16 protein-coding genes are annotated in these 13,705 nt (G+C 69.1%); 9 read left to right on the top strand and 7 right to left on the bottom strand.

All coding sequences use genetic code 11. The annotated features are described in order from the left end of the window. Positions 1-41: 41 nt before the first annotated feature. Positions 42-593 carry a TetR/AcrR family transcriptional regulator gene (locus ACFPJ1_RS20605; protein ID WP_380106080.1) on the bottom strand — a complete coding sequence of 184 codons (552 nt, stop codon included), beginning with the start codon at positions 591-593 and terminating at the stop codon, positions 42-44. A gap of 105 nt (positions 594-698) precedes the next feature. On the opposite strand from ACFPJ1_RS20605, the gene ACFPJ1_RS20600 reads away from it, so the two are divergent. The 3 genes from ACFPJ1_RS20600 to ACFPJ1_RS20590 are packed head-to-tail and all read left to right on the top strand — an operon-like array spanning position 699 to position 2,580. Then, on the top strand, positions 699-1,433 hold the full coding sequence (locus ACFPJ1_RS20600; protein WP_380106078.1) for a class I SAM-dependent methyltransferase: 735 nt from the start codon (positions 699-701) through the stop codon (positions 1,431-1,433). Then, on the top strand, positions 1,430-2,311 hold the full coding sequence (locus ACFPJ1_RS20595; protein WP_380106076.1) for a bifunctional methylenetetrahydrofolate dehydrogenase/methenyltetrahydrofolate cyclohydrolase: 882 nt from the start codon (positions 1,430-1,432) through the stop codon (positions 2,309-2,311). The genes ACFPJ1_RS20600 and ACFPJ1_RS20595 overlap by 4 nt, the downstream gene beginning before the upstream one ends. Beyond that, positions 2,311-2,580 (top strand): DUF3017 domain-containing protein, encoded by a 270-nt coding sequence (locus tag ACFPJ1_RS20590; RefSeq protein WP_380106074.1) that lies wholly within the window; start codon positions 2,311-2,313, stop codon positions 2,578-2,580. Before ACFPJ1_RS20595 ends, ACFPJ1_RS20590 begins: the two co-directional genes overlap by 1 nt. An 84-nt stretch (positions 2,581-2,664) precedes the next feature. Here ACFPJ1_RS20590 and ACFPJ1_RS20585 read toward each other — a convergent pair whose 3' ends face one another. Next, complete coding sequence (locus tag ACFPJ1_RS20585) at positions 2,665-3,657, bottom strand: malate dehydrogenase (protein WP_380106072.1); 993 nt, start codon at positions 3,655-3,657, stop codon at positions 2,665-2,667. A gap of 265 nt (positions 3,658-3,922) precedes the next feature. Here ACFPJ1_RS20585 and ACFPJ1_RS20580 point away from each other — a divergent pair, with 265 nt between their 5' ends. The 4 genes from ACFPJ1_RS20580 to ACFPJ1_RS20565 all read left to right on the top strand — a co-directional run bounded on the left by ACFPJ1_RS20580 (position 3,923) and on the right by ACFPJ1_RS20565 (position 7,247). Next, complete coding sequence (locus ACFPJ1_RS20580) at positions 3,923-5,083, top strand: glycerophosphodiester phosphodiesterase (protein WP_465261080.1); 1,161 nt, start codon at positions 3,923-3,925, stop codon at positions 5,081-5,083. Between the two features lie 79 nt (positions 5,084-5,162). Then, positions 5,163-5,972, top strand: coding sequence for a spermidine synthase (locus ACFPJ1_RS20575; protein WP_380106070.1), 810 nt, complete (start codon positions 5,163-5,165; stop codon positions 5,970-5,972). Between the two features lie 87 nt (positions 5,973-6,059). Then, the gene (locus tag ACFPJ1_RS20570; protein ID WP_380106068.1) at positions 6,060-6,923 is read left to right on the top strand and encodes an MOSC domain-containing protein; all 864 of its coding nucleotides are present in this window, start codon (positions 6,060-6,062) and stop codon (positions 6,921-6,923) included. A gap of 78 nt (positions 6,924-7,001) precedes the next feature. Then, positions 7,002-7,247, top strand: coding sequence for a hypothetical protein (locus ACFPJ1_RS20565; protein ID WP_380106066.1), 246 nt, complete (start codon positions 7,002-7,004; stop codon positions 7,245-7,247). Positions 7,248-7,451: 204 nt separating this feature from the next. Here the strand turns inward: ACFPJ1_RS20565 and ACFPJ1_RS20560 are convergent, their stop codons facing one another. Next, entirely contained in the window at positions 7,452-7,640 is a 189-nt protein-coding gene (locus tag ACFPJ1_RS20560) for a hypothetical protein (RefSeq protein ID WP_380106064.1), read from the bottom strand. Between the two features lie 108 nt (positions 7,641-7,748). Then, positions 7,749-8,537 carry an MBL fold metallo-hydrolase gene (locus ACFPJ1_RS20555; protein WP_380106062.1) on the bottom strand — a complete coding sequence of 263 codons (789 nt, stop codon included), beginning with the start codon at positions 8,535-8,537 and terminating at the stop codon, positions 7,749-7,751. Positions 8,538-8,607: 70 nt separating this feature from the next. Between ACFPJ1_RS20555 and ACFPJ1_RS20550 the strand changes: the two genes are divergently transcribed. Together ACFPJ1_RS20550 and ACFPJ1_RS20545 are read left to right on the top strand one after the other, a co-directional pair. Continuing rightward, positions 8,608-9,552: a GlxA family transcriptional regulator gene (locus ACFPJ1_RS20550; protein WP_380106060.1), complete on the top strand. Its 945-nt coding sequence runs from the start codon at positions 8,608-8,610 to the stop codon at positions 9,550-9,552. A gap of 86 nt (positions 9,553-9,638) precedes the next feature. Continuing rightward, the gene (locus tag ACFPJ1_RS20545) at positions 9,639-10,856 is read left to right on the top strand and encodes an NADP-dependent isocitrate dehydrogenase (protein ID WP_380106058.1); all 1,218 of its coding nucleotides are present in this window, start codon (positions 9,639-9,641) and stop codon (positions 10,854-10,856) included. A 60-nt stretch (positions 10,857-10,916) separates the two neighbouring features. Here ACFPJ1_RS20545 and ACFPJ1_RS20540 read toward each other — a convergent pair whose 3' ends face one another. The 3 genes from ACFPJ1_RS20540 to ACFPJ1_RS20530 form a co-directional block, all read right to left on the bottom strand. Then, the gene (locus ACFPJ1_RS20540) at positions 10,917-11,177 is read right to left on the bottom strand and encodes a hypothetical protein (RefSeq protein WP_380106056.1); all 261 of its coding nucleotides are present in this window, start codon (positions 11,175-11,177) and stop codon (positions 10,917-10,919) included. 153 nt (positions 11,178-11,330) lie between these two features. Further along, positions 11,331-12,200, bottom strand: coding sequence for a CAP domain-containing protein (locus ACFPJ1_RS20535; RefSeq protein WP_380106055.1), 870 nt, complete (start codon positions 12,198-12,200; stop codon positions 11,331-11,333). A gap of 353 nt (positions 12,201-12,553) precedes the next feature. After that, positions 12,554-13,552, bottom strand: coding sequence for a CAP domain-containing protein (locus ACFPJ1_RS20530; protein WP_380106053.1), 999 nt, complete (start codon positions 13,550-13,552; stop codon positions 12,554-12,556). Between the last annotated feature and the right edge of the window lie 153 nt (positions 13,553-13,705).

Genomic DNA, 13,705 nt, shown 5'->3' with positions numbered 1-13,705 from the left:
AGGCGGGAAACAGCAGGAGTCGCGGGGCGGGGACAGCAGGCTCAGTCGGGCAGCCGCAGTATTCGGCGCAGGGCCGTGTCGCAGAGCGTTTGCAGTTCGGCGTCGGTGCGCTCGCCCGGGTGCCGGCACTCGCCGAGCAGCCCGTTGATGGCGAACTCGGCCAGCGCCCGCTCGAGCGGGTCGTCGCTGCCGGCCAGGAACTCGGTGAGCCGCAGGCCGGCGGCGATCAGGTCCCTGAACTCGGGCATCTCGTCGATCGTCGGCAGTACGTCCTGGAGCACGTTGACCACACCCCGGAACTCGACCGCGAGTTCCACGAACCGGGTGATCGCCAGCTCCTGAGCCTCCGCCGGAGGCAGTTCGGCGGCCGCCGCGTTCAACTCGGCCAGGGCAGCTCGCGACGGCTCCAGTACTGCGGACAGCACCGCGGGCTTGCCGTTGAAGTGATAGAGCACGGTGGCCTTGGAACAGCCGGCGGCGGTCGCGATGTCCTGCAGCGAGGTCGCGCTGTAGCCCTTGCTCTGGAACAGCACCATCGCCTGCTGCACGATCTCGCGCCGGGTGCGCTCCCGGACAGGGGTGGTGGTCGCCATGACTCCCATATTCCTGACCGATCGGCCAGGAATCAACCGATCGGTCAGGAGTGTGCCCCACCTCACGTGTCAGGGTTGGACGCCGGAGACTGTAGCGTTCGCTCTGTGGAAGGGACTGAGATACGCAAGCTGGTCGCGGTCGAGGACAAGCACTGGTGGTACCGCGAACGCCGGGCGCTGCTCGCCCGTCAGCTCAGGGCGATGGCAGCCAGGGGCGACGGGCAGTCCCAGGCACTCGACATCGGCGCGGCAGGCGGGGGCAACACGCGGGTGCTGCGCGCCCACGGGTGGGCCGCGACCGCGCTCGAGTACGGCGAGGAGGGCGCACAGGTCGCCCATGAGCGCGGCATCCCCGTGATCCGGGCCGACGCCAGGCGCCTGCCGCTGGCCGACCAGTCCCATGGTTTGGTGGTCGCCTACGACATTCTCGAGCACCTGACGGACGACAGTCTCGCCGCCGCCGAGATCTTCCGGATCCTGCGTCCCGGCGGCGTCGCGCTGATCGCCGTGCCGTGCGACATGAAGCTGTGGAGCGCGCATGACGTGGCGGTCGACCACGTTCGCCGCTACGACCGTGACGAACTGGTTCGGTTGCTCCACTCGGCCGGACTGGAGATCGAGGACATCCGGTCCTGGAACGTGTTGCTCCGTCCGGTCGCCGCCTGGCGCCGCAAGCGCAGTACGGGCAGTGATCTGACGGAGATGCCGGCGGCCGTGAACATGTTCCTGAGCGCGGTGATCGCCGGTGAGCGGTATCTGCCGGTCAGCGGGCTGCCGGGCATCTCGCTGGTGGTACGTGCCAGACGCCCGATCGGCGCGTGGCAGACTCTTACCTCGTGACGGCGCAGATTCTGGATGGCAAGGCGACCGCGGCGGCGATCAAGAGCGAGCTCACGGTCCGGGTGGCGAAACTGGCCGAACAGGGCGTCGTGCCCGGGCTGGGCACCATTCTGGTCGGGGACGATCCGGGCAGCCGCGCCTACGTGGCCGGCAAGCACCGCGACTGCGCGGCCGTCGGGATCGCGTCGATCGAGGTCGAGTTGCCCGCCGAGGCCACCCAGGACGAGATCGCGGCCAAGGTCGTCGAGCTCAACGAGAACCCGGCGTGCACCGGCTTCATCGTCCAGCTGCCGCTGCCGAAGCACGTCGACACCAACGAGATCCTCGGGCTGATCGACCCGGCCAAGGACGCCGACGGCCTGCACCCGGTCAGCCTCGGCAAGCTGGTGCTCGGCCAGGACGGCCCGCTGCCGTGCACGCCCAAGGGCTGCGTGGAGCTCCTCCGCCGGTACGACGTACCGATCGCCGGGGCGCACGTGGTCGTCATCGGCCGGGGTGTCACCGCGGGACGCCCGATGGGGCTGCTCTTCACCCGGAAGTCCGAGAACGCGACCGTGACCCAGTGCCACACCGGCACCAGGGACCTGGCCGCGGTGGTTCGTACCGGTGACATCGTGATCGCGGCGGCCGGGTCGGCCGGGTTGATCACGGCGGACATGGTGAAGCCGGGCGCGGTGCTGCTGGACGTCGGCATCAGCCGCAGCGCGGAGGGCAAGCTCGTCGGCGACATCGAGGCCGCGGCCCGCGAGGTGGCGAGCTGGATCGCCCCGATGCCGGGCGGGATCGGCCCGATGACCCGGGCGATGCTGCTGACCAACGTGGTCGAAGCCGCCGAAGCCGCCCAGTCCACAGCAGTTCAGCCAGACCAGGCCGGGTGATGGCGGGCGTGGCCGAGCGGCGCAGTGAGTGGCCGCTGGCGTTGTCGTTGGCGGTGTGCGCCGTCGGTCTGGTGATCCTCACCTTCTACGACTGGCGCAACGGAGTACTGATCTTCTCCGGCGGGGTGCTGCTCGCCGCGCTGCTCCGGGCCGGCCTCAGCGACAACGCGGCCGGCCTGCTGCATGTCCGCAGCCGCATGTTCGACACCTTGCTCCTGCTGGGTGTGGGCGCCGCGATCCTCCTGCTCGGGCTGATCGTCCCCAACTGACGCCATTGCCGTAGGCAACCAACTGCGTCGAGCAAAAGAAACCCCCCGGGGAAGTTCCCCGGGGGTTCCTTTGATTTATCGGGGTCAGCCGAGCAGGCCGAGCGCCTGGACCGCGTCGCGCTCCTCGCCGAGCTCCTTGGTGCTGGCGTCGATCCGGGCGCGGGAGAAGTCGTTGATCTCCAGGCCCTGGACGATCTCGTAGTTCCCGTCCTTGGTGGTCACCGGGAACGAGGAGATCAGCCCCTCCGGGACGCCGTACGAGCCGTCGGAGACGACAGCCATCGACAGCCAGTCGCCGTCGGCCGAGCCGCGCAGCCAGTCGCGCGCGTGGTCGACGGTCGCCGCCGCGGCGGACGCGGCCGACGAGGCGCCGCGGGCCTCGATGATCGCCGCGCCGCGCTTCTGCACGGTCGGGATGAAGTCGTTCTCCAGCCAGCCCTGGTCGTTGACGACCTCGGCCGCGTTCTTGCCGGCCACCTCGGCGTGGAAGATGTCCGGGTACTGCGTGGCGCTGTGGTTGCCCCAGATCGTCAGCTTCTTGAGGTCGGTCACGTGGGAGCCGGTCTTCTTCGCGAGCTGCGCCAGCGCGCGGTTGTGGTCCAGCCGGGTCAGCGCGGAGAACCGCTCGGCCGGGATGTCCGGGGCGTTGCTGCGGGCGATCAGCGCGTTGGTGTTGGCCGGGTTGCCGGTCACGGTGATCCGGATGTCGTCTGCCGCGTGCTCGTTCAGCGCCTTGCCCTGGACGGTGAAGATCGCGCCGTTCGCCTCCAGCAGGTCGCCGCGCTCCATCCCCTTGGTCCGGGGGCGGGCGCCGACCAGCAGGGCCACGTTCGCGCCGTCGAAGATGGTGTCCGCGTCGTCGCCGATCTCTACCCCTGCCAGGGTCGGGAAAGCACAGTCGTCGAGCTCCATCACAACACCCTCGAGCGCCTTCAGGGCCGGGGTGATCTCCAGCAGCCGGAGCTCCACGGGCGTGTCCGGGCCGAGCAACGCACCGCTCGCGATGCGGAACAGCAGGCTGTAGCCGATCTGGCCGGCGGCGCCGGTGACGGCGACCTTCACGGGTGTATTGCTCACGACACGCTCCTCAAGAGGTTTCATCGACGGATTTCCTTCGGACGCTAGCAAGTCCCGCGCCGCTGAGCGACGGTGGGGCAGGTGATCCCCACCACCAGTCCACCAACCTCCCGCCCGATCCCTTCACCCGCCGGCCGCCGCATCCATTACCGGCCCGCGGCTTGCCGTTCACCCGCCGGACGTCGGGTGGACGCCGGTATGCCGCCCGGGGGTCGCCACACCGCCTGAGGGTGAGCACAGTCCCTGATATGTAAGGAGAATCACGATGATGCGAGCGGTGCTGCCCCGCCGGTTCGTCCCGATCACCGCCACGGTCCTCGCCGTCGGCGCCGCGGTCCTCGTGCCGCAGGTGACCGACCAGACCACCTCCCAGCCGACGGCTGTCCAGGCCCCTGCTCAGGTCTCCACTCAAACCTCCGGTAAGCACGACGATTTCGTCATCGTCGGGCATCGCGGTGCCTCGGGCTACCGGCCCGAGCACACGCTGGCGTCGTACGAGCTGGCCGCCCGGATGGGCGCCGACTACATCGAGCCTGACCTGGTCACCACGAATGACCACGTGCTCGTCACCCGGCACGAGCCGGAGATCGGCGGCACCACGGACGTCGCCACGCACCCGGAGTTCGCCGCCCGGAAGAAGACCAAGGTGCTGGACGGTACGCCGCTGACCGGGTGGTTCACCGAGGACTTCACCCTGAAGGAGCTCAAGACGCTCCGCGCGAAGGAGCGGATCCCGGCGGTCCGGCAGCACAACACCGTGTTCGACGGGCACTACCAGATCCCCACCCTGCAAGAGGTGATCGACCTGACGAAGCGGCTGTCCCGCGAGCTCGACCGGCCGATCGGCATCTACCCGGAGACCAAGCACCCGACGTACTTCCAGCAGCAGGGCCTCGCGCTCGAGCCGGAACTGGTGAAGACGCTGAACCGCAACGGCCTGAACCGGCCCGACGCGAAGGTGTTCGTGCAGTCCTTCGAGGTGGCGAACCTCAAGGCGCTGGACAAGCAGCTCCGGATCCCGCTGGTGCAGCTGACCAGCTCCGCCGGCGCACCGTACGACTTCGTGGCCAGTGGTGACCCGCGCACGTACGCCGACATCGTCAGCGCCAATGGGCTCCGCGACGTCGCCCGGTACGCCGATGGGGTGGGTCCGTCGAAGGACCAGGTCATCCCGGTCGACGCCACCGGCAAGCTCGGCACGCCGACCGCACTCGTCCGGGACGCGCACCGGGCCGGGCTGGTCGTCCACCCTTACACGTTCCGGGTGGAGAACAGCTTCCTGCCGGTGAACTTCCGCAGCTCCACGGTCGCCGCCGAGTCCGGCAACCTGTTCGGCGAGATCGCGGCGTACCGGCAGGCGGGCATCGACGGGTTGTTCTCCGACAACACCGACATCGTCGTGGCCGCGGAGGCCGAGTCCCGCTGACAGCGGTCTGACGGGCGGTCGCCGCTGTCGGGAGTTCGGCCGACGGCGGCGCCGCCCGGCGGGCTGGTTAGATGAGCTGATGATCGAGCGCAAGGTCGCCACCGGGACGGCGACGGTCGAGGCCGAGGCGGACGGGACGTTCGTCCTGCGCGTCGACGGCTCGCTGCAGTCCCAGGTCGACCTGGCCGACCCGTCCCACCTGTCCTTCGAGTACGTCCGCCGGATCGGTGACGTGCTCGACGCCTTCGCTCCGCGACGCCAGGCCGTCTCCGTGGTCCACATCGGCGGCGCCGGGCTCACCCTGCCCCGGTACGTCGCGGCCACGCGGCCCAGGTCCCGCCAGATCGTGCTCGAACCGGACGAGGACCTGACCGAGTTCGTCCGGGAGACCCTGCCGCTGCCGAAGCGGGCCGGGATCAAGGTCCGCGGCGTCACCGGCCGGGCCGGTATCGCCGAAATCTACGAGGACTCCGTCGACCTGGTCATCGTCGACGCTTTCGTGCACGAGGCGGTCCCGGCCAACCTGGTCACGCTCGAGTTCGCCCTGCACTGCACCCGCGTACTGCGTCCCGGCGGGGTCGTCGTACTCAACCTGATCGACGGGACGGCTGGGCTCGCGTTCGTCCGGCGGGTCGCCGCGACCATGCGGAGCGGAGTCGGCGACGGCGTGGTGCTCGCCGAGCGCAAGGTCCTGCGGGGCAAGGGTTTCGGCAACGCCGTGCTGGTGGCATCACCGCGGTCCGTCCCCGATCTGGTCGCGCCCGGGCGACGCGCGCAACCGCCGTACGACGTGATGCCGCTGGGCGAGCTGGCGGGGAAGGCGAATCCGTTGACGGACTCGGAGGGCTTCGTGTCGCCGGCCGCGCCGTCCGGCACCTTCGGCAGATAACGCTCGAGCCCGGAGAACTGGACAATCTGCGGTCAGGTTCGGTCAACAGGCGGGCGGGACAGGGGTGACTCCGGGTAGCTTTGCCGGGTGTCCGTCGCCAGAGTCGCTGCCCTGACCTACTACCCGGTGAAAGGTCTCGCCGGGGTGTCCGTCGAGCATGCCGAGGTGACACCGACGGGCCTCCTGCACGACCGGAGCTTCATGCTGGTCGAGCCCGACGGCACCTTTCTCAGCCAGCGCAGCGTGCCCGCGATGGCTCCGCTGCGCGTCACCGTCCTCGGTGACGGCGAGGCTCTGAGGCTGTCCGCCGACGGCGTCGACGACCTCGAAGTACCGGTCGCGTACGACGGGAAGCGGCGCGACGTGAGCCTGTTCGGCAAGTGGTTCGGCGCCGGCGTGGTCCAGGACCCGGCCGCGGACGAGTGGTTCTCCGAGCGGATCGGGAAGCCCGCCGGGTTGGTGCGGGTGACGCCCGAGCACGAGCGGCCAGGCTGGGGCGTGTACAAGGGGCAGACCGGGTTCGGCGACGCGCACGCGCTGCTGATCACCTCGCTGGCGTCCCTGGACGGCCTGAACGAGCGGATCGTGGAGACGGGCGGCGGCCCCATCCCGATGAACCGCTTCCGGCCGAACCTCGTCGTCTCCGGCTGGGACGAGCCGCACACCGAGGACAAGGTGCTGCGCGCGTCCGCGGGCGAGGTGGAGTTCGGGTACGCCGCTCGCGCGATCCGCTGCGCAGTACCGACGGTGAACCAGGCCACGGGGGAGAAGAATGGACCCGAGCCGACGCGCACCCTCGCGCGGTACCGGCGGCAGCCCGACTACGGCGGCGGCGTCAGCTTCGGCATGAAGGCGGCGGTGCTCACGTCGGGGCGAATCGCTGTGGGCGACGAGATCTTGGTACAGGACTGGCTGCCCGAAGGCCCTGACCCCGCACCCGCGAGCCGTTAGCCCAGCTCCGCCGCCGTCGGGGAAGTTGCTGTTGGCAAGGAAACTGTCGAGCGCGGGCCCGGGCGGGCGGCGTACGACGTGAAACCGGCGAGTGATGCGAGCGGGCGGACGTGGACGGGGCGGGAGCGGATCTCGTTCACGAACACCTCGAAGGCCGCGCTGGCGGAGATGTATCTGCGGCTGTGGGGGAACGCGTGGGACGGCTGCGCGAACGCCGTCAAGGTCAGCCGACTCGAAGGTGGGACCGCGGGGACGCCGACGGTGAACTGCACCGCGCTGAAGGTGACCCTGAAGAAGCCGCTGGCGCCCGGTGGGCGGCGGTGATCGCGGTCGACGACCTGACCGAGTTCTGGACAACCCACTTAATCAATTGAGTACGCCGACCCGCCGAAGTACCGCTAGCCGCCGAGGGGTGTACGGAACGACAGGTAGTGCTGCGTGCTTTGTGCACCTCTGCCGTCTGGGTAGGCGTGGAGGTTGACCTCGTGAGCGACCACTTCCTGTCGTCCGGTACAGCTCTGCCGGTGATCAGCAGGCGACGCGGGCGCGGCCGCTGACGGTTATGCGGGCGCAGGTGTCGACGACCTTGTTGGCCGGCGTCTGGAGGCGGGCGGTGTCGCCGGTGTTGTTCCAGATATAGCTGCCCTGGTTCCAGTACAGGTGGATCGTCGTGTTCCTGCCCTTGCCGGTGTGGATCACCGCGGTGGTCCGGCCCACCCACCAGCCATCACGCCGGTGCAGGCGCCTGCCACTTGGGCCAGCCTTCCGGATGGTGGTGGCGCACCGGGTTGTGGGAGCGTCACCAACCGTCCTGGTCGGCTGCGGTTAGAAGGTCTGCGGTACGCCGGGGGTTGGTACGTGGAGGCGGTTGGTCAGGTGGGCGGTGGTGAAGGTTTTGGTGAGGTGGTCGGGGCCTTCGGTGAAGTGGGACCAGCCTTCGGTGTGGACGGGGACTATCGCCGCGGGGGTGAGGAGGCGGGCGGCTTCGGCGGCGGCCTCGGAGGTGAGGGTGAGCGGGGCACCATCCAGGAGGGTGGTGCGGGCGGCGCCGGCGAAGAGGAGGGCTACGTCGATGGAGGCGGCCGTGACGCCGGGGATGGTGCCGGCTTTCAGGCGGGTGACGATCTCGGCTACCAGGTCAACCGAGGCATTGTCGCCGGAGACGTAGACCGTCGGCAGGTCGGAACCGCTCAGGAGGAAGCCGGTGACGGCGCCGGTGATGGGTTCGGCGCCTTCGGGGCCGTGGCGGGCGGGGAGGCTGGTGACCGTCAGAGTGCCGCCGCCGGGGCGGGGGAGTTCGATCGACTCCCAGGTCTCCAGGCCGCGGACGCCGTCCAGGCGGGAGGCCGCGGCGGGGGTCGACAGCACCAGCGGGATCGACGGCAGCAGGGCACGGCCGGAGTCGTCGAGGTTGTCCTTGTGCTGGTCGTGCGAGAGCAGGACGGCGTCGATCGGGCCGAGGTCGGCGGGCTGCACGGCGGGGCCGGTGAGCTTCTTCATCACGCGGCCGGGCAACTGGTACTCGCGCGGCTCGTCGAACGCGGGATCCGTCAGGAGAGCGAGGCCGCCGAGGCTGATCAGGGCGGTCGGTCCGCCCACGTGGGTGATCTTCATGCCTTCATCGTCCTCCGCGGGAACCGGCCGAACCATTGGCCCGAGGGACATGCTTCCCTAAGATCGGGCCATGAGATCCGTCGCCGTGCTCGCCTTCGACGGGATGAGCCCGTTCCACCTCTCCGTGCCCTGCCTGGTGCTCGGCGACCGCCTCGGCGGCGACCTCCAGTACGACGTCCAGGTGTGCGCCGAGCGGCCCGGCCGCCTCACCACGAACGCCGGCTTCGACCTGTACGTCGAACGCGGCCTCGAGGTGATGAGCCAGGCGGACCTGGTGATCCTGCCGAGTTGGGACCCCGAGCGCGAGCCTTCCGGCCTGCTGGTCGAGGCGATCCGCGAGGCCCACGCGCGCGGCGCGACGGTGGTCGGCCTGTGCATCGGAGCGTTCCTGGTCGCGGCGAGCGGGCTCGCCGACGGCCGGGAGGTGGTGACGCACTGGCGATGGGCGGATCGCCTGGCGGCGCAGTACCCGAAGGTGAAGGTTCGGGCGGACGTGCTCTGGTCGGACCTCGGCGACCTCGTCACCTCGGCCGGAACCGCGGCTTCCCTCGACTGCTGTCTGCACCTGGTTCGCACCCATCACGGGGTTGAGCTTGCCGAGCGGTTGGCCCGCGCGATCGTGGTCGCCCCGCACCGGAGCGGCTCGCAAGCGCAGTACATCCCGGTGCCGGTACCGCCGGATCCGTCGGACGACGTGATCGAGCGCGCGATGGTGTGGGCCCGGTCGAGGCTGGATCAGCCGGTATCGCTCGACGAGTGGGCCGCGGCGGTCGCGCTGTCCAGGCGTACGTTCACCAGGCAGTTCCGCCAACGCACCGGCAGCAGCGGTCAGGCGTGGCTGCTCAGGCAGCGGCTGGATCGGGCCAGACTGCTGCTGGAGACCACCGACCAACCGGTCGAGCGGGTCGCGGCGGAGTGCGGATTCGGCTCCGGCGCGGCCCTCAGGCATCACTTCCACCTGGTCCTCGGTACTACGCCGCAGCGGCATCGCCAGGACTTCAAGGCCCCGAGGTGACAGAACACTCAGGCGCGAGATATCTTGACGTCAAGAAAACTATCTTGACGTCAAGAAACATCTGACCGAGGGGAACAACCCACGCCATGGCCAAGATCAAGGTGACCAACCCCGTCGTCGAACTCGACGGCGACGAGATGACCCGGATCATCTGGCGGTTCATCAAGGACCGCCTGATCCACCCGTACCTCGACGTCGACCTCAGGTACTACGACCTCGGCATCGAGCACCGGGACGCGACCGACGACCAGGTCACCATCGACGCGGCCAACGCGATCAAGCAGTACGGCGCCGGCGTCAAGTGCGCGACCATCACGCCGGACGAGGCAAGGGTCGAGGAGTTCGGCCTGAAGAAGATGTGGGTCTCCCCGAATGGCACCATCCGCAACATCCTCGGCGGCGTGGTGTTCCGCGAACCGATCATCATCTCGAACATCCCGCGCCTGGTGCCGGGCTGGACCAAGCCGATCATCATCGGCCGTCACGCGCACGGCGACCAGTACAAGGCGACCAACTTCAAGGTCCCCGGCGCCGGCGAGCTGACCATCACCTTCACCCCCGAGGACGGCTCGGAGCCGATCCAGCACGTGGTCGCCAACTATGGCGCCGACGGTGGCGTGGCGATGGGCATGTACAACTTCACCAAGTCCATCGAGGACTTCGCGCGCGCCTCGTTCTCCTACGGCCTGCAGCGTGACTACCCGGTGTACCTGTCCACCAAGAACACCATCCTCAAGGCGTACGACGGCACCTTCAAGGACATCTTCGAGAGGATCTTCGCCGACGAGTTCAAGGAGGAGTTCGACAAGCACGGGCTCACCTACGAGCACCGGCTGATCGACGACATGGTCGCCTCCGCGATGAAGTGGGAGGGCGGTTACGTCTGGGCCTGCAAGAACTACGACGGCGACGTGCAGTCCGACACCGTCGCGCAGGGTTTCGGCTCGCTCGGCCTGATGACGTCGGTGCTGATGACGCCGGACGGCAGGACCGTCGAGGCCGAGGCCGCGCACGGCACCGTCACCCGGCACTACCGCCGGCACCAGCAGGGCAAGCCGACGTCGACCAACCCGATCGCGTCGATCTTCGCCTGGACCGGCGGCCTGAAGCACCGCGGCAAGCTGGACAACACCCCTGAGGTGATCGGATTCGCCGAGGCCCTCGAGCAGGTCTGCGTGGAGACCGTCGAGGAAGGCAGGATGACCAAGGACCTCGCGCTGCTGGTCGGCAACGACCAGGAGTGGCTCACCACCGAGGCCTTCCTGGCCGCGCTGGACGAGAACCTGCAGAAGAAGGTCGGCTGACCTATCGGTCCCGTACGACGGACCGCGGCTCCCGCCAGGGGGTCGCGGTCCGTTGCCGTTTCAGAGCAGCAGGAAGAGCGTGTACAGGGCCGGAGTGGCGAAGGTGACCAGCAGGATCCAGGCCATCATCTTGTGGCCGGGCTTGGCGCCGTCGAGGTTGGAGACGAAGTGCACGACCGCGCCTTCCTCGGTATGACGGCTCAAACCGACCCGCTTGGCGTCCTCGGGCCGCCGGTCGGGCCGCTCGTCGGCGAGCGCGTCGGGTGGAATGCCGAACAACGCAGGCCGGGCAGCATCGAGATCGTCTCGCTCGCCGTACATCCGGCCTCCCGCAGAGTGGGTGGAGGCTCAAGCTAACCCCGCACCGGAGGCCGACTCAAGCACCTTCCCCCATCGTCCCACTCACAAGACGGAACGGCGGCCCGAACCTCGCCGAGCCGCCGTCCGGTACTTCGCCAGGTAGTCACCCGACCACTACTTGAAGTCGACCACCCACGCGACCCGGGTCTTCTTGTTGCAGAGGCCCAGCCCGCAGAGGAAGCCGTCGTCGTCGTCGGCGTCGCCACGGCCGACGCCGAGCTCGTCCAGCCCGCAGTTGAAGAGGGTTCCTGAGCTCTGCGACTTCAGCCGTTCGAATGCCTTTTTCGCGGACATCCCGTTGCCGCCGACCGCCGCCTTGGACGCCTCGGTCTCGGAGACGTCGCCGCTGGCGGCCCGCCCTTCAGCATCGTTGCGAGCGCTGCCGGTCAGATTGCTGTTCCGCCGCAGCGGCGCGCATCCATTGCTCTTCCTCGCCTCGTCGACCAGCGAGAACAGTTCCGCCTCTTCCCCGCTCATGCTGCCGTTGTCTGCCGGCGGCGGGGCGGACGGCTTCGGGGTGCTGGACGGCGTGCTGGTCGTCGGTGGGTCCGACGGGTCCGGGTCCTCGGCGGTGCCGGTGCTCGGCGGGGTCGACGGCTCCGTGGTGGTACCCGGGCCGTCCGTGGGCTCGTCCGTCGGCCCGTCGGTGGGGCTCGTCGACGACGTACCGCCCGGAGTCACCGGAGCGGACGGCTTCGGAGTACGGGTGGACGGCGTCGCTGTCGGGCTCGCAGAGTCCGGAGCGGTCGGCGTCGCCACGACCGGCTGGTTCGACGCCGTGATGTACGTGTCGTCGTCCCTGGTGACGTACGGGACCGAGGCGTCGGCCTGGTCCGCTTGTGGTTCGTGGAGCAGGATCCAGGAGATCGGGGTGATCACCAGCACGACGGTGCCGAGTGCCACCAGGGCGCGCCGCGCCCTCGACGGAGTACGGGCTGCCCTCCTGCTTGGCCGGCGCCTGGCGCCGACTCCTCGCTCTGACATTACGTGCGTGTTCCCTTCACGGTCGCCCCCAAGACGTGCCTCATTCGTCTCACCGCGCGCTGGTGAGGAGCTCGCGGTAAACAGCTAGGACGGATCTACCCACAGTGATCGTTCTCCAACCGGCTGTTGGCTGTGGCCTGGCCACAGCGTTGCCGGCAGGGTCGCGGTGACCGTGACCTTCGGCTTGCCGCTGCCTTCGCCGGCAGAACCGGTGTCCTGCACAGTGGCCGGGCCGGAGTTGTCCTCGGAGACGTTGCCAGGGCCCCCTGGTTACCGAACGGAAACTTTAACCGAGGCGAAAGGTCACCGTTACGGGGCGGCGAATCGTCTTAACGAATACCGAAGATTCGAGCTCAGCCGCCGAAGTCCTGCACCCAGCTCCCGTTGCCCCAGTCGGGCTTGACCTGGCCGCTGTCGTAGCCGATCCCGATCATCGTGTAGCTGCAGTTCAGGATGTTCTTCCGGTGGCCCTCGCTGTTCATCCAGCCCTCCACCACGGCCCCCGCGGCCTTGTAGCCGACAGCGATGTTCTCGGCCATCGAGCCGCCGCTGAAGCCGGCCGCCTTCATCCGGTCGAACGGCGAGCGGCCGTCCAGGCTGTTGTGGTCGAAGTAGTGGTTCAGGACCATGTCCGACGCGTGCGCCTCGGCCGCCTTGGTCAGCGCGCTGTTGGTCCGCAGCGGTCCACAGCCCGCCTTCGCACGCTCCTGGTTGGTGAGCTGCAGCACCTGGGCCTCCGCGCTACCACTGCTGGGCGCCGGCAGCCTCTTCGTCGGCTTCTTGGTCGGAGTGGCGCTCGTGGTGGGCTTCGTGCTCGGCTGCGGCGACCGCGTGCCCTCGCGGCTCGGTGCCGTGGTCGACCGGGTGGGCGTTGCCTTGGGGCTCTTGGACGGTGACTTCGACGGAGTCGCCGAAGGGGTCGCGCTCGGCGTGGAGGGGGTCGCGCTCGGTGCGACCGGCGTACTCAGCTCATCCGTCGGCGTGGGCGAGTCGTCGGTCGTGATCGTCAGCGGCTCGTCCTGGCTGGCCGGGCTGGTCGCGTCGCGAGTCACGTACCAGCCGCCGCCGGCCACCAGCGCGAGTACGGCCAGTGCTCCCAGGATGGGTGCCGCTACCCCGCCGCGGCGACGCCGCCTGCTCCCGTGCCGCCCGACCGAAGGCTCGTCGTACTGCGGTTCGTGCTGGTCCTCGTACTGCTCGTCGTACTGCGGCCGGCGCTGTGCGTCGTACTGCGGGTCATATGGCGGCTGATGCTGCGTTTCGTAGTGCGGTTGGTACTGCGAGTCGCCCCGGCCGTGGTTGTCCGGTTCCTCCGGGAAGAAGGGATTCCGGCCGTTGGGTGAGTCGGTCATGGAACCAGCGAGCCTCTCGTCGTCGTCCGTCGATTCCCCGTGATCCCCAGTCCGCGCCCGGGCGGCAGCCGCCAAGGCACGGCACGGACCGTAGCCGATCTCGGCAGCGACCACGACCCCATGCGGCCTTCCTCACGCCCGCATTGACGAACC

Origin of the sequence: Kribbella qitaiheensis (assembly GCF_042657745.1) — a bacterium.
In the GTDB taxonomy this organism is placed as follows: domain Bacteria; phylum Actinomycetota; class Actinomycetes; order Propionibacteriales; family Kribbellaceae; genus Kribbella; species Kribbella qitaiheensis.
Note: the sequence above shows the minus strand (reverse complement) of the source record. Positions and strands in the feature narration are given on the sequence as shown.

Coding starts and splice junctions, on each gene's coding strand:
- ACFPJ1_RS20605 (WP_380106080.1), bottom strand. CDS start 593: ATGGCGACCACCACCCCTGTCCGGGAGCGCACCCGGCGCGAGATCGTG.
- ACFPJ1_RS20590 (WP_380106074.1), top strand. CDS start 2,311: ATGGCGGGCGTGGCCGAGCGGCGCAGTGAGTGGCCGCTGGCGTTGTCG.
- ACFPJ1_RS20580 (WP_465261080.1), top strand. CDS start 3,923: ATGATGCGAGCGGTGCTGCCCCGCCGGTTCGTCCCGATCACCGCCACG.
- ACFPJ1_RS20575 (WP_380106070.1), top strand. CDS start 5,163: ATGATCGAGCGCAAGGTCGCCACCGGGACGGCGACGGTCGAGGCCGAG.
- ACFPJ1_RS20555 (WP_380106062.1), bottom strand. CDS start 8,537: ATGAAGATCACCCACGTGGGCGGACCGACCGCCCTGATCAGCCTCGGC.
- ACFPJ1_RS20550 (WP_380106060.1), top strand. CDS start 8,608: ATGAGATCCGTCGCCGTGCTCGCCTTCGACGGGATGAGCCCGTTCCAC.
- ACFPJ1_RS20545 (WP_380106058.1), top strand. CDS start 9,639: ATGGCCAAGATCAAGGTGACCAACCCCGTCGTCGAACTCGACGGCGAC.
- ACFPJ1_RS20540 (WP_380106056.1), bottom strand. CDS start 11,177: ATGTACGGCGAGCGAGACGATCTCGATGCTGCCCGGCCTGCGTTGTTC.
- ACFPJ1_RS20535 (WP_380106055.1), bottom strand. CDS start 12,200: ATGTCAGAGCGAGGAGTCGGCGCCAGGCGCCGGCCAAGCAGGAGGGCA.
- ACFPJ1_RS20530 (WP_380106053.1), bottom strand. CDS start 13,552: ATGACCGACTCACCCAACGGCCGGAATCCCTTCTTCCCGGAGGAACCG.